The sequence below is a fragment of the Actibacterium sp. MT2.3-13A genome (assembly GCF_018139985.1).
GTDB lineage: Bacteria > Pseudomonadota > Alphaproteobacteria > Rhodobacterales > Rhodobacteraceae > JAGSOU01.
On sequence record NZ_JAGSOU010000008.1, the window covers coordinates 109,223 to 122,482 of the forward strand.

At 70.5% G+C, this 13,260-nt stretch carries 13 protein-coding genes; 7 read left to right on the top strand and 6 right to left on the bottom strand.

Annotation, left to right across the window (positions count from 1 at the left end):
- Window position 1 precedes the first annotated feature (1 nt).
- Genes KCI33_RS09270 through KCI33_RS09280 form a run of 3 tightly spaced genes read right to left on the bottom strand, consistent with a single transcriptional unit; the run spans window position 2 to window position 3,178 of the window.
- Window positions 2-1,213, bottom strand: coding sequence for an ABC transporter permease (locus tag KCI33_RS09270; RefSeq protein WP_212524504.1), 1,212 nt, complete (start codon window positions 1,211-1,213; stop codon window positions 2-4).
- Complete coding sequence (locus tag KCI33_RS09275; protein ID WP_212524505.1) at window positions 1,203-1,925, bottom strand: ABC transporter ATP-binding protein; 723 nt, start codon at window positions 1,923-1,925, stop codon at window positions 1,203-1,205. Before KCI33_RS09275 ends, KCI33_RS09270 begins: the two co-directional genes overlap by 11 nt.
- Complete coding sequence (locus KCI33_RS09280; RefSeq protein WP_212524506.1) at window positions 1,922-3,178, bottom strand: efflux RND transporter periplasmic adaptor subunit; 1,257 nt, start codon at window positions 3,176-3,178, stop codon at window positions 1,922-1,924. The genes KCI33_RS09275 and KCI33_RS09280 overlap by 4 nt, the downstream gene beginning before the upstream one ends.
- A gap of 219 nt (window positions 3,179-3,397) precedes the next feature.
- Here KCI33_RS09280 and KCI33_RS09285 point away from each other — a divergent pair, with 219 nt between their 5' ends.
- Window positions 3,398-4,693 carry a glycosyltransferase N-terminal domain-containing protein gene (locus KCI33_RS09285; RefSeq protein WP_349252196.1) on the top strand — a complete coding sequence of 432 codons (1,296 nt, stop codon included), beginning with the start codon at window positions 3,398-3,400 and terminating at the stop codon, window positions 4,691-4,693.
- Complete coding sequence (locus tag KCI33_RS09290; protein ID WP_212524507.1) at window positions 4,690-5,670, top strand: threonine dehydratase; 981 nt, start codon at window positions 4,690-4,692, stop codon at window positions 5,668-5,670. Before KCI33_RS09285 ends, KCI33_RS09290 begins: the two co-directional genes overlap by 4 nt.
- Here the strand turns inward: KCI33_RS09290 and thpR are convergent.
- From thpR to KCI33_RS17895, 3 genes are read right to left on the bottom strand one after another with little or no spacing between them, the layout of a single operon-like run.
- Entirely contained in the window at window positions 5,667-6,206 is a 540-nt protein-coding gene (gene thpR / locus KCI33_RS09295) for an RNA 2',3'-cyclic phosphodiesterase (protein ID WP_212524508.1), read from the bottom strand. The genes KCI33_RS09290 and thpR overlap by 4 nt on opposite strands.
- On the bottom strand, window positions 6,203-7,321 hold the full coding sequence (locus KCI33_RS09300) for an acetoin utilization protein AcuC (protein WP_349252197.1): 1,119 nt from the start codon (window positions 7,319-7,321) through the stop codon (window positions 6,203-6,205). The genes thpR and KCI33_RS09300 overlap by 4 nt, the downstream gene beginning before the upstream one ends.
- Window positions 7,318-7,845 carry a glutathione peroxidase gene (locus KCI33_RS17895; protein ID WP_249138996.1) on the bottom strand — a complete coding sequence of 176 codons (528 nt, stop codon included), beginning with the start codon at window positions 7,843-7,845 and terminating at the stop codon, window positions 7,318-7,320. The genes KCI33_RS09300 and KCI33_RS17895 overlap by 4 nt, the downstream gene beginning before the upstream one ends.
- Before the next feature lie 166 nt (window positions 7,846-8,011).
- Between KCI33_RS17895 and KCI33_RS17900 the strand changes: the two genes are divergently transcribed.
- The 5 genes from KCI33_RS17900 (at window position 8,012) to ptsP (ending at window position 13,259) form a co-directional block, all read left to right on the top strand.
- Window positions 8,012-8,488, top strand: a complete 477-nt coding sequence (locus KCI33_RS17900; protein WP_349252198.1) for an NUDIX hydrolase — start codon at window positions 8,012-8,014, stop codon at window positions 8,486-8,488.
- A 68-nt stretch (window positions 8,489-8,556) separates the two neighbouring features.
- Complete coding sequence (locus KCI33_RS09310; RefSeq protein ID WP_212524511.1) at window positions 8,557-8,997, top strand: DUF1178 family protein; 441 nt, start codon at window positions 8,557-8,559, stop codon at window positions 8,995-8,997.
- Between the two features lie 10 nt (window positions 8,998-9,007).
- Entirely contained in the window at window positions 9,008-9,670 is a 663-nt protein-coding gene (locus KCI33_RS09315) for an SDR family oxidoreductase (protein ID WP_212524512.1), read from the top strand.
- A gap of 95 nt (window positions 9,671-9,765) precedes the next feature.
- Complete coding sequence (locus tag KCI33_RS09320; protein WP_212524513.1) at window positions 9,766-11,007, top strand: aspartate kinase; 1,242 nt, start codon at window positions 9,766-9,768, stop codon at window positions 11,005-11,007.
- A gap of 8 nt (window positions 11,008-11,015) precedes the next feature.
- Window positions 11,016-13,259 (top strand): phosphoenolpyruvate--protein phosphotransferase, encoded by a 2,244-nt coding sequence (ptsP, locus tag KCI33_RS09325; protein WP_212524514.1) that lies wholly within the window; start codon window positions 11,016-11,018, stop codon window positions 13,257-13,259.
- Window position 13,260: the final 1 nt, after the last annotated feature.

Consider the following 13,260-nt stretch of genomic DNA (forward strand, 5'->3'; position numbering starts at 1 on the left):
CTTACTGGTGGCGCAGCGCCTCGATCGGGTCCATCCGCGCCGCCCGGCGCGCCGGGAAGAAGCCGAAGACCACCCCCACCCCCGCCGAGAAGCCGAAGGCCAGCACGATCACGCCCGCGTTGGGGGTGAAGGGGATCTGCAACACCCGCGCCCCGATCAGGCCGAAGCCCAGCCCCAGCGCGATGCCGATCAGCCCTCCGATCAGCGACAGCACGATCGCCTCGACCAGGAATTGCAGCAGCACCTGCCGCTCGGTCGCGCCGACGGCCAGGCGGATGCCGATCTCGCGCGTGCGCTCGGTCACCGAGACCAGCATGATGTTCATGATCCCGATGCCGCCCACCAGAAGGCTGACCGCGGCCACCGCCGACAGCAGCCCGGTCAGGACGGTGGTGATGCCGGTCAGCATGGAGGTGATCTGCTTCATGTCGAAGACGTTGAAATCGTCCTCCTCGCCCGGCGAGATGCGGCGGCGCTCGCGCATCAGGCGTTCGATATCGGCGCGCGCCTTGTCGGTGGAGATGCCGTCGCGGATCGCGGCGTAGATCATCGCCACGTCCTGATTGCCCGCGACGCGGCGGTGAAAGGCGCGGATCGGGATCAGCACCAGATCGTCCTGATCCGTGCCGAAGCCGGAGGCGCCCTTTTCCGCCAGCACACCGATCACCCGGCACGAGATCTGCTTGAGGCGGATCATCTCGCCCAGCGGGCTGGCGTTGCCGAACAGCTCCTGGCGGACGGTCTCGCCCAGGATGCAGGCCGCCGCGCCGCTGCGCTGCTCGCTCTCGTAGAACTCGCGCCCCTCGGCGACGGCCCAGTCGGTGGCGACGAGATAGCGGTTGTCGGTGCCGGTCACGGTGGTGGCGTGGTTGCGGTTGCCCGCGATCGCGATCATCGTGCGCGCGTTCGAGGGCGTGGCCACGCGCACGGCCGGAATCTGCGCCTCGATCGCCTCGACATCCCGCAACGTCAGGCTGGCCGCGCTGCCGCCGCCCCCGCCCGGTCCGCCGCGCGCCTGGCCGGGGCGGACCATCAGCAGGTTGGTGCCGAGCTTGGCGACGTCACGCTCGACCTGCGCGGTGGAGCCCTGGCCGATGGTGACCATGGCGATCACCGCCGCCACCCCGATCACGATGCCCAGCACCGTCAGGAAAGAGCGCAGCGCGTTGCGCAGGATGGCCTGCAGGGCCAGGCGGAGGGTCTCAAACAGCATCCGCCGGGCCCCCGTTTGCCGCGCCGTCGCTTTCCACCCGGCCGTCGACGAAATGGATCAGCCGACGGGCGTATTCCGCCATGTCGTGCTCATGGGTGACCATGATGATGGTGATCCCCTCGTCGCGGTTGAGCTGGGTCAGCAGCTCCATGATCTCGCGGCTGCGGGCGGTGTCGAGATTGCCGGTGGGCTCGTCGGCCAGCACCACGTCCGGCCTCGTCACGATGGCCCGCGCGATGGCCACGCGCTGCTGCTGCCCGCCCGACAGCTGCGAGGGGTCGTGATGCGCGCGCGCGCCCAGCCCGACCTTGTCCAGCGCCGCGCGCGCCAGCCGGTTGCGGTCGCGCCGCGCCAGCCCCTTGTAGATCAGCGGCAGTTCCACATTGTCGAGGGCCGATGTGCGCGCCAGCAGGTTGAAGCCCTGGAACACGAAGCCGAAGCAGTTGCGCCGCAGCAGCGCGCGCTGGTCGCGCGCCAGCGCCCCCACCTCGGCCCCGAGAAAGCGGTAGCTGCCGGCAGTCGGCGTATCGAGGCAGCCCAAGATGTTCATCGCCGTCGACTTGCCCGAACCCGAGGGCCCCATAATGGCCACGAACTCGCCCGCCGCGATGGTCAGGTCCACATCCTGCAGCGCGTGCACCTCGGCGGCGCCCGCGCCGTAGGTCTTGGTGATGCCCGACAGGGCGATCAGGGGGGGCGCGGCATCGGTCATTCGCTCACGATGTCCACGATGACGCGGTCGCCGGGGACGAGGCCGCCCTCGACGATCGCCGTGACCATGCCGTCGGTCTCGCCGGTGCGGACCTCGACCGGCTGCATCCCGTCCTCGCGCAGCACCCACAGGGTGCGCCAGCCCTCGGGGCTGACGGTGACCCGTGTGGCCGGCGCGCGCGAGGGCGGGCGGAACAGAAGCCCCAGCAGCCCGCGGCCGCTGTTCTCCTCCGCCTCCGGTTCGGTCGGCGGGGCGAAACGGAGCGCGGCGTTGGAGACGGTCAGCGCCTCCTCGATGCGGGCGACGGTGATGTCGGCGGTCGCGGTCATGCCCGGGCGCAGCAGCATCGCGTCGTTGTCGATCGACAGGATTGCCTTGTAGGTCACGACGCCGTCGATGGTCTCGGAGGCGTAGCGCAGTTCGGAGATCACCGCCGGGAAGCGGCGGTCCTGATAGGCCTCGACGCTGAATTCGGCTGCATCCCCCACCTCGACCTTGCCGATGTCGGCCTCGTCGATATCCACGCGCAGCTCCATCCGGCGCAGATCCTCGGCGATGGTGAACAGCACCGGTGCCTGCAGCGAGGAGGCCACGATCTGCCCGGGATTGGCGTCGAGGTCCAGCACCACCCCGTCGATGGGCGAACAGATGCAGGCCTTGGCGAGGTTGGCCTCCTCGACCTTTAGATCGGCCTCGGCGACGCGCTGGTCGGCCGCCGCGCTTTGCAGCGCGGCCTGGGCGCGGGCATAGACGGCTTGGGCGGCGCGGAAATCCTGCGGCGACACGATCCCGCGCCGGTCGAGTTCCACCATGCGGTCGTAATTCTCGCGGGTCTCCCTGACCGTCGCGCGGGCCTCGGCCACGCGGGCCTGGCGCGCGGCCAGCATCGCGCGGGCATGTTCGAGCGAGGCTTCCAGCTTATCCGTGTCCAGCCGCGCCAGCTCCTGCCCGGCCTTCACGGGGCTGTTGTAGTCCACCAGAACCTCGCGCAGCGTACCGCTCAGCTCCGACGAGATCTCGACCAGGTTGGTGGGCTCGACCGTTCCGGTGGCGGTGACGGTGACCACGACGGGGCCGAGCGCGGCCTCGACCGTTTCGTAGCGGCGCTCGCCCTCGGGGCGGCCGGCGGCCCACCACAGCCAGCCCCCGGCCCCGAGCCCGAGCAGCACGACCAGCCACAGCACGCGCCGGAGCGGGCTGCGGGAGCGGCCCGCGCGGATGATCTCGTCGATATCGGTCCTGGTCTGGGTCATGGATTGGTCCGGCCGTTGGGCGTGCGGCACCCTGATACCTGCTTTCGGCCCGGCGCGGCCTTGATCCGGGTCAAGCGCGGCGCGATTGGCCGGACGAACGCGGAGGGCGCCCGGGGTGGGCGCGATGGCGCCCGACCGTGGGCGGGTGGCGCCGGAGCCGCAGCGCTTGCCAGCCGCCCGCGCGCCGCGTAACCCTTTGGCAACCGTCCGAAAGCGAAAGTGCGCCCGTTGTTCCTCTACCGGCTTCTGCTGACCCTTGCCGCGCCCGTCATCGCCCTCGGCCTCGCGCGGCGCGACCGGCGCGATGGGCTGGACGAGCGGCTGGGCGGCCACGGCGCCGGCGCGGCGCGGCGCGGCGCGGTGATCTGGCTGCACGCCGCCTCCAACGGCGAGCTGACGGCGGCCCGGCCGCTGATCGCGGCGCTGCTGGCGCGCGATGCGCGGCTGTGGCTGGTGATCACCTGCAACAGCGCCACCGGGCGGGCGCTGGCGCAGGGCTGGGGCCTGCCGCGCACCGAGGTGCGGCTGGCGCCGCTGGACTACCGGCTGTGCCTGCGCCGGTTCCTCGGCAACTGGCAGCCCGACGCGCTGATCGTGATCGAATCCGAACTCTGGCCCAACCGCCTGACCGAGATGGCGCGGCGGCACCGCCCGGTGCTGGTGCTCTCCGCCCGGATCTCGGAGCGCAGCGCGCGGCTCTGGGCGCGGCTGCCGGGCCTCACCCGCCGGGTGATGGGCGCGATCAGCCTGCTCTCGGCGCAGGATGCGGGGTCCGAGGCGCGGTTCCTGTCGCTGGGCCTGCCGCCCGACCGGCTGGCCCCGGCCCTGAACCTGAAGACCGGCGCCGCCCCCGCCGCCCCCGACCCCGCCGAGCTGGCCCGCCTGCGCCCGCTGTTCCCGCACGGCGCGACGCTGCTGGCGGCCTCGACCCACGAGGGCGAGGAGGGGCCGATCCTGATGGGCTTCCGCCGGGCGCTGGCCGAGCGCCCCGAACTGCGGCTGATCCTCGCCCCGCGCCACCCGCGCCGCAGTGCCGATATCCAGGCGATCCTGCGCCGGCAGGGGCTGGGCTTCGCCGTCCGCTCGGCGGGCGAGGTGCCGGATGCCGGGACGCCGGTCTATCTCGCCGACACGCTGGGCGAGATGGGGCTGTGGTATGCGCTGGCCGGCACCACCTTCGTCGGCGGCTCGCTGGTGGCCAAGGGCGGGCACACCCCGTTCGAGCCCGCCGCCCACGGCTCGGCGCTGCTGCATGGGCCCTACCTGGAGAACTTCGCCGAGGTCTATGCCGCGCTCGAGGCCGCGGGCGGCTCGCGCCGGGTCGAGGGGGCCGACGACCTGCGCGCCGCGCTGCTGAGCCTTGACGAGGCCGGCCGCGCGCGCATGGCCGAGGCGGCCGCGCGCGTGACCGAACGGCTGCATGACAGCGCCGGGCTCGACCCGCTGATCGACCGGCTGGCCGACCTGACCGGCGACACCAACCTCCGCGCCCCGCAAAAAGGAGAGACCCCATGACCGCCCCCTATTTCACCCGCGACGCCCTGGAACAGGCCGCGGCGCTGGTCCACACCCAGATGCCGCCCACCCCGCAATATGCCTGGCCACTGCTGGCCGAGGCCGCGGGCTGCGAGGTCTGGGTCAAGCACGAGAACCACACCCCCATCGGCGCCTTCAAGGTGCGCGGCGGCATCACCCTGATCGACTGGCTGAGGCGCACCCAACCCGACGTGCCCGGCATCGTCACCGCCACCCGCGGCAACCACGGCCAGAGCCAGGCGCGCGCCGCCCGCGCCGCGGGGCTGACCGCCAGGGTCTATGTCCCGCACGGCAACTCGGTCGAGAAGAACGCCGCGATGCGCGCCTTCGGGGCCGATCTGATCGAATTCGGCGCGGATTTCGACACCGCGCGGGAAGAAGCGATGCGCGTGGCCGAGGCCGAGGGGCTGTTCCCCGTGCCGCCCTTCCACCGCGAGCTGGTGCGCGGCGTTGCGACCTACGCGCTGGAATTCTTCGCCGCGCAGCCCGATCTCGATGCCGTCTATGTGCCGATCGGCTGCGGCTCGGGCATCTGCGGCACGATCGCGGCGCGCGACGCGCTGGGGCTTAGGACGCAGGTGATCGGCGTGGTCTCGGAAAACGCGCAGACCGCGAAACTGTCGGTCGAGGCGGGCCGCATGGTCGAGACCGAAACCGCCCGCACCTTCGCCGACGGCATGGCCGTGCGGATCCCGGTGCAGGAGGCGTTCGACATCTATTCGAAGGGCGCCGAGCGCATCGTGGCGGTCAGCGAGGAGGAGATCGCCGAGGCCATCCGCCTCTACTACACCGCCACCCACAACCTGGCCGAGGGCGCGGGCGCGGCGGCGCTGGCCGCGCTGATGCAGGAGCGCGACCGGATGCGCGGCAGGCGCGCGGGCGTGATCCTGTCGGGCGGCAATATCGACGCGGGTTGGTTCCTCGGCGTGATGCAGGGCTGCCCGCCCAAGGTCTAGCCCAGCGGGTAGCGCGCCAATTCCGAGTGGATCGGGCCGCCGGGGCGCAGATCGGAGCGGTAGAGGCGGAAATCCGCAACCGTGAAGGGCGGCGCGGCGAAATCCGCCCGCTCCGCCACCGCCCGCTCCAGCCGCGCTCCGTCGAAGCGGCCAGGGATCAGCCGGCCCAGCGTGACATGGGGGATGTAGCGTTTCGAATCGGGCGTCAGCCCGGCGCGGCGCGCGGCCTGTTCGACCTTGGCCTGCAGATGCATCAGCGCCGGGCTCTCGCGCACCCCGACATAGACGACGCGCGGCTTGTGCCCGCCGAACATTCCCACCCCCGACAGCGCCAGATCGAACCGTTCGGCCCGGATCGCGTCAAAGGCGTAATGCGCCTCCTCCAGCGCCGACTCCGCGACATCGCCCAGAAAGGCCAGCGTCAGGTGCATGTTCTTGGGCGCCACCGGCCGGGTCACGGGCAGGCCCTGCTGCACCAGCCGCAACTCGAACAGCACGTCATCGGGCAGGTCGATGGCGACGAAGGCGCGGATCATGGCGGTGACCTCCTGTCCAGCACGTCCAGCCGCGCGCGCAGCTCGGGGCGCACCGGCCCCGCGCGCGGGGCGTCGCGCAGGGTGGTGAACCAATGCCCGGGCGGGGTGCGGCCCCGGCTGTGACCCTCCCAGCTGAGCCCGCGCAGCACAGCCTCGGCAGGCTCGGGCAGGCGGGCCGGAATGTCCAGCCCGTTCAACGTGGCCCAGACCCCGGTCCAGAGCCGCCCGACCGACCACGGGTTGTAGCCGCCCCCGCCCAGCACAAGGTAGCGCGGGGAAAGCGGGCGCAGCGCCGCGACCACCTCCCAATGGGCGTTGTTGGACAGCGCGAGACGCGACAGCGGATCCTCTGCCACCGCGTCGGCGCCGCATTGCAGGACGATGGCGTGGGGCGCGAAATCGGACACCCGGGGCAGGATCAGCCGCTCCAGCACCAGCGCCATCTCGGTATCGTTGAGGCCGCGCGGCACCGGCAGGTTGAAGGCGTTGCCGCCGGCGTCGTCCTCCAGCCCGCCGGTGAAGGGCCAGCGCCGCTCCTCATGCACCGAGATCAAAAGCGTGTCGGGATCGCCGGAAAAGGCCGTCTCCACGCCGTCGCCGTGATGGGCGTCGATATCGACATAGGCGATGCGGCGCGCGCCATTGCGGCGCAGCGACAGCATCGCCAGCACCGGGTCGTTGAGATAGCAGAACCCGCTGGCCCGGTCGCGCAGCCCGTGATGGGTGCCGCCGGCGGGGTGATAGACGGCCCCGCCGCCCGCCAGCAACTCGCCCGCCAGCAGCGCCCCGCCCGCGCCGGTGGCGGGGCGGCGGAACATCTCGGCAAAGACCGGGTTGGAACCGGTTCCTAGGCCGTGGCGCGCGCGCACCTCGGCGCTGACCGCCTGCGCGGCCTCGGCGGCCTGCAGCGCGGCGATGTAGCCGGGGTCGTGGAACAGCGCCAGCGCCGCCGGCTTGGCGCGCGGGCTGGTGCGATACTGGTCCGGCCCCAGCCAGCCCAGCGCCCGCGAAAGGTCCATCACCGTGGAGACGCGCGGCACCCGCAGCGGATGCCACGGCCCGTAGCTGGAGCCACGGTAGATCTCCGAGCCGAGGAAGAGGGGCGCGCCGCTCACCTCGGCAGCAGCGCCTCGACCGCGCCGGTGATCTGGCGCGACATCGGATTGACGCGCGCCCCCCAGCTGCCCGCCAGTTCGCCGTCGGGTCCGATCAGCACCTTGTTGAAGTTCCAGCGCGGCGCGACGCCGTGCTCCTCGGCCAGCCACCGGTAGAAGGGATGGGCGTCGGGCCCGCGCACATGGGTGATCTCGGTCATCGGCAGGTCGAGGCCGAAGGTGTTCTCGCAGAACTCCCTGACCTCGGCCTCGCTGCCCAACTCCTGCCGGAAATCGTCCGACGGCACCGCCAGCACCACCAGCCCGCGCTCGCGGTAGCGGTCGTAGAGCGCCTGCAAATCCTTGTATTGCGGGGTGAAGCCACAGAGCGAGGCGGTGTTGACCACCAGCACCGGGCGCCCGGCCCATTCGCCGAGGCTCAGCGTGCCGCCGTCGATCGAGGCGAAGGCGAAGGTGAAGGGCGCGCGGGCCGCCGCGGGCAGCGCGAGGCCGACGAGGGCCGCGATCAGGATCAGCAGTCGCATGGTCTGCGGGCCTCCGTCCCGCGATCGGTCTTTTCCGAACAGCTATCGCGCCCGGCGCGGCGGTCAAGCCCGCCGGGCGGCGCCGGTTGCGCGGGTCCGGGGCGCCGCCCCTTGCGCAAACGCGGCGGTCGCGCATATCCTTTCGCACAAAAGGGAAGAGCAGTCCGTGTCGATCCAACAAGCAGCAAAGCCCGCCCCCAAGGGGGCCGGGGCCCTCGAAGGCGAGGCGCGCACGCAATATGCAGCGCTGTGCTTTCGCATGGTCAAGGACCGGCCCGAGGTGCTGATGATCACCAGCCGCGACACCGGGCGCTGGGTGATCCCCAAAGGCTGGCCAATCGAGGGGCTGAGCCCGCCGCAATCCGCCGCGCAGGAGGCCTGGGAGGAGGCCGGCGTCGAGGGCAAGGTCTATGACCGGAAGCTCGGCGTCTATTCCTACGCCAAGGGCATGGACAAGGGCGCCGATCTGCCCTGCACGGTGGCGGTCTACCCGCTCAAGGTAAAGACCCTGCGCGACAAGTTCCCCGAACGGTCCGAGCGCAGGCGCAAATGGATGTCGCCGAAAAAGGCCGCCCAGCGCGTGAATGAGCCCGAACTGGCCGAGATCCTTGAGAATTTCGATCCGCGCCGTCTGAAGGACTGACCCCCGGGGGAATTGATTTCCGCCGCCGGATGCGTATCTATCGCCTATCCTGAACCCCTGAGGCGCCCATGATCCGCTATGCGCTGAGCTGCCGCGAAGGCCACGAATTCGAAAGCTGGTTCCAGTCCGCCGAAGCCTATGACAAGCTTCACAAGGCGGGCATGGTGGCCTGCTCCGTCTGCGGCGGAGGCGATGTCGAGAAACGTCTGATGGCCCCGCGGATCGGCGCCAAGACCCGGGCGGAGCCCGCGGCCGGGCAGGCCGAACGCCCGCTCTCCGCCCCCGCCCACCCGGCGGAACAGGCGCTGGCGGCGCTGAAGAAGAAGATCGAGGAAAACTCCGATTATGTGGGCCGCGATTTCGCCCGCGAGGCACGGCGCATCCACGAGGGCGAGGCGCCCGAACGCGCGATCTACGGCGAGGCGCGGCTCGACGAGGCGAAGCAGCTGATCGAGGACGGGGTGCCGGTGGCTCCCCTGCCCTTCACCCCCGGACGCAAAACCAACTGAAGGATCACGGATGACCATCCTCATCACCGGCGCGACGCGCGGCATCGGCCTGCAACTGGCCCAGAACTACGCGACCGCGGGGCAGAAGGTCATCGGAACCGCCCGCGGCGCCGCGCCCGACCTGGCCGGCGTCGACTGGCACCGGCTGGACGTGACCGACCCGGCGTCGCATGCGGCGCTGGCGGCGGCGCTGGACGGGTGCCCCGTCGACCTGCTGGTCTGCAATGCCGGCATCTATCGCGACAAGCACCAGAGCCTCGCCGACGGTTTCCCGGCCGCGATGTGGGCCGAGACCTTCGCCACCAATGTCACCGGCGTCTTCCTGACCGTGCAGGCGCTGCTGCCCAACCTTCAGGCCGCTCAGGCGCCCAAGGTCGCGATCATCAGCTCGCGGATGGGTTCGGACGCGCTGGCGCCGGGCGGCTCCTACATCTACCGCGCCTCCAAGGCGGCGGCGCTGAACCTCGGCCGCAACCTGGCCGCCGACCTGGAGGGGCTGGGCATCGCCGTGGGCATCTACCACCCCGGCTGGGTGCGCACCGACATGGGCGGGCCGCAGGGCGAGATCGACGCGCCGCAGGCCGCCGCCGGACTGAGCGCGCGCTTCGCCGCACTGTCGCTGGCGCGCACCGGCTGTTTCGAGACCTGGGACGGGCAGGAACTGCCCTATTGACGCCGCATCGACGCGGCCGGGGCGCGGCGCCTCTTGCCCTTGACCCGGCCTTCGCCTAGGAGAAGCCCGGATTGAACGGGGCAGACGGGACAGCCATGCCGCTTCTTGTTATGAAATTCGGGGGCACCTCGGTGGCCGATCTGGCGCGCATCAGGAATGCCGCCGAGAAGGTCAAGCGCGAGGTCGAGCGAGGCTATGACGTGATCGTCATCGTCTCGGCCATGTCGGGGCGCACCAACGAGCTGGTCGGCTGGGTCGAGCAGACCTCGCCGCTGTTCGACGCGCGCGAATACGATGCCGTGGTCAGTTCGGGCGAGAACGTCACCGCCGGGCTGATGGCGCTGACGCTGCAGGAGATGGAGATCCCCGCGCGCAGCTGGCAGGGCTGGCAGGTTCCGGTGATGACCACCTCGGCCCATTCCGCCGCGCGGATCGAGGACATCCCGCGCGCCAATATCGACGCGAAATTCGCCGAAGGCATGAGGGTGGCAGTCGTCGCGGGCTTCCAGGGGGTCAGCCCCGAGGGCCGGATCACCACGCTGGGCCGGGGCGGCTCGGACACCACCGCGGTGGCCTTCGCCGCCGCCTTCGACGCGGAGCGCTGCGACATCTACACCGATGTCGATGGCGTCTACACCACCGATCCGCGGATCGAGGACAAGGCGCGAAAGCTCGACAAGATCGCCTTCGAGGAGATGCTGGAGCTCGCCAGCCTCGGCGCGAAGGTGCTGCAGACCCGCTCGGTCGAGCTGGCCATGCGCTACAAGGTGCGGCTGCGGGTGCTGTCCAGCTTCGAGGAAAACACCGAAAATTCCGGCACGCTCGTTTGCGACGAGGAGGAAATCATGGAACAGAATGCAGTCTCTGGCGTCGCCTATTCGCGGGACGAGGCGAAGATGACGCTGATCTCGGTCGCCGACCGCCCCGGCATCGCCGCCGCCATCTTCGGCCCGCTGGCCGAGGCCGGCGTCAATGTGGACATGATCGTTCAGAACATCTCGGAAGAGGGCCGCACCGACATGACCTTCTCCTGCCCGGTCAATCAGGTGGCCCGCGCCGAGGACGCGCTGAAGAAGGCCAAGGCCGCCGGCGAGATCAACTATCACGGCCTGGTGGCCGACACCGACGTCGCCAAGGTCTCGGTGGTGGGGATCGGGATGCGCAGCCATGCCGGCGTCGCCAACCGGATGTTCGACGCCCTCGCCCGCGAGGGGATCAACATCAAGGTCATCACAACCTCCGAGATCAAGATTTCCGTTCTCATCGACCGGAAATATATGGAACTTGCCGTGCAGGCCCTTCATGATGCGTTCGGACTCGAGAACGCAGCCGGATAACGGGGGCAATGCCCGAAAACTTCGAAAGCGAAAGTCGCAAGCTGCTCCGCCGCTTGCGAGACACTCTTGCCGAGGCCGGCGAGGGGCAGGAGCGGCTTGACCGCATCACGCACCTGATCGCCGATTCGATGCGCACAGAGGTGTGCTCGATCTACCTGTTCCGCGATTCCGAAACGCTTGAACTCTGCGCGACCGAAGGGTTGAACCCCAGCGCCGTGCACCAGACCCGCCTGCGGGTGGGCGAGGGCCTGGTCGGCCGCGTCGCCAAGACCGCGCGCCCCGTCAACACCGGAAATGCGCCCTCGGCCAAGGGCTTCCGCTTCATGCCGGAGACCGGCGAGGAGATCTATTCCTCCTTCCTCGGCGTGCCGGTGCAGCGGCTGGGAGAGCCGATGGGCGTGCTGGTGGTGCAGTCCAAGGAGGCGCGCGAATTCTCCGACGACGAGGTCTACGCGCTGGAGGTCGTGGCCATGGTGCTGGCCGAGATGACGGAGCTCGGCGCCTTCGTCGGCGAGGGCGCGGCGCTGGCCGCGCTGCACCAGCGCCCGGCCATGTTCCGCGGCGCCGTGGCGCAGGAGGGCGTGGCCGCCGGCCATGTCTGGCTGCACGAGCCGCGCGTGGTGATCACCAACCCCGTGGCCGACGATCCGCACGAGGAACTGCGCCGCCTGAAGGCCGCCGTCGACCAGCTGCGCGTCTCGGTGGACGAGATGCTGGACACCGCCCGCGAGGGCGACAGCGAACAGCTTCAGGTTCTGGAAGCCTACCGCATGTTCGCCAATTCCCGCGGCTGGATGCGCCGCATGGAAGAGGACATCTCGCGCGGGCTGTCGGCCGAGGCTGCGGTGGAAAAGGAGCAATCCGCCGCCCGCGCCCGGATGCAGACCGTCCCCGATCCCTATCTGCGCGAGCGCCTGCACGACCTCGACGACCTGTCAAACCGTCTGCTGCGGATCCTGACCGGCCAGGGCCGCGAAACCGGCGCCGAGATGCCCGAAGACCCGATCCTGATCGCGCGCAACATCGGCCCCGGCGAATTGCTGGCCTATGGCCGCCGCCTGCGCGGCATCGTGCTGGAGGAGGGCTCGGTCGGCAGCCACGCCGCGATCGTCGCGCGCGCGCTGGCCATTCCGCTGGTCATCCACGCCGCCCGCATCACCACCGAGGCGCTGAACGGCGACCCGATCCTGGTCGATGGCGAACAGGGCGTGGTGCACCTGCGCCCCGAGGACACCGTGGCCAACGCCTTCCGCGACAAGATGGCGATGCAGACCAAGGCGCTGGAGCGCTACGCCTCGATCCGCACCGAGCCGGCCGAGACGCAATGCGGCCAGCGCGTCGCGCTGAACATGAACGCCGGGCTGATGGCCGACCTGCCCTCGCTGGAAAGCTCGGGCGCCGAGGGCGTGGGCCTGTTCCGCACCGAGCTGCAGTTCCTGATCAACTCCAAGATGCCCCGCCGCGGCGAGCTGGCCGCGCTCTACAAGCGCGTCCTCGACGCGGCCGGCGGCAAGCGGGTGGTGTTCCGCACCCTCGACATCGGCTCGGACAAGGTGCTGCCCTACATGAAGCGGCAGGACGAGCCCAACCCGGCGCTCGGCTGGCGCGCGATCCGGGTGGGGCTGGACAAGCCGGGCGTGATGCGGATGCAGCTGCAGGCGATGATCCGCGCCGCCGCCGGGCGGCCGCTGACCGTGATGTTCCCCTTCATCGCCCAGTTCGAGGAATTCAAGGCCGCCCGCCAGGCCCTGCTCGATGAGTTGGAGCGCGAGGAACGACTGGGCCGCGTCCTGCCCGAAAAGGTCGAGATCGGCGCCATGCTGGAGACCCCCAGCCTAGCCTTCGCGCCGCAACAGTTCTTCGAGATGGCCGATTTCATCTCCATCGGCGGCAACGACCTGAAGCAGTTCTTCTTCGCCGCCGACCGCGAGAACGAGCGCGTGCGCAAACGCTATGACACGCTGAACGTCAGCTTCCTGACCTTCCTCGAACAGATCGTCGCCCGCTGCGCCGCGACCGGCACCGACCTGTCGTTCTGCGGCGAGGATGCGGGACGCCCGGTGGAGGCGATGTGCTTCGCCGCGATCGGGTTGCGCAACCTCTCGATGCGCCCGGCCTCGATCGGGCCGGTCAAGCACCTGCTGCGCCGGATCGACCTGCGCGAGGTGCGCTCGGTCATCGACGAGGCGCGCGCCAGCGGCGAGCAGTCGGTGCGCCCGGCGGTGCTGGGCTGGCTGCGCCAGCAATACTGAA

Coding starts and splice junctions, on each gene's coding strand:
- KCI33_RS09270 (WP_212524504.1), bottom strand. CDS start 1,213: ATGCTGTTTGAGACCCTCCGCCTGGCCCTGCAGGCCATCCTGCGCAAC.
- KCI33_RS09275 (WP_212524505.1), bottom strand. CDS start 1,925: ATGACCGATGCCGCGCCCCCCCTGATCGCCCTGTCGGGCATCACCAAG.
- KCI33_RS09280 (WP_212524506.1), bottom strand. CDS start 3,178: ATGACCCAGACCAGGACCGATATCGACGAGATCATCCGCGCGGGCCGC.
- KCI33_RS09290 (WP_212524507.1), top strand. CDS start 4,690: ATGACCGCCCCCTATTTCACCCGCGACGCCCTGGAACAGGCCGCGGCG.
- thpR (WP_212524508.1), bottom strand. CDS start 6,206: ATGATCCGCGCCTTCGTCGCCATCGACCTGCCCGATGACGTGCTGTTC.
- KCI33_RS17895 (WP_249138996.1), bottom strand. CDS start 7,845: ATGCGACTGCTGATCCTGATCGCGGCCCTCGTCGGCCTCGCGCTGCCC.
- KCI33_RS09310 (WP_212524511.1), top strand. CDS start 8,557: ATGATCCGCTATGCGCTGAGCTGCCGCGAAGGCCACGAATTCGAAAGC.
- KCI33_RS09315 (WP_212524512.1), top strand. CDS start 9,008: ATGACCATCCTCATCACCGGCGCGACGCGCGGCATCGGCCTGCAACTG.
- KCI33_RS09320 (WP_212524513.1), top strand. CDS start 9,766: ATGCCGCTTCTTGTTATGAAATTCGGGGGCACCTCGGTGGCCGATCTG.
- ptsP (WP_212524514.1), top strand. CDS start 11,016: ATGCCCGAAAACTTCGAAAGCGAAAGTCGCAAGCTGCTCCGCCGCTTG.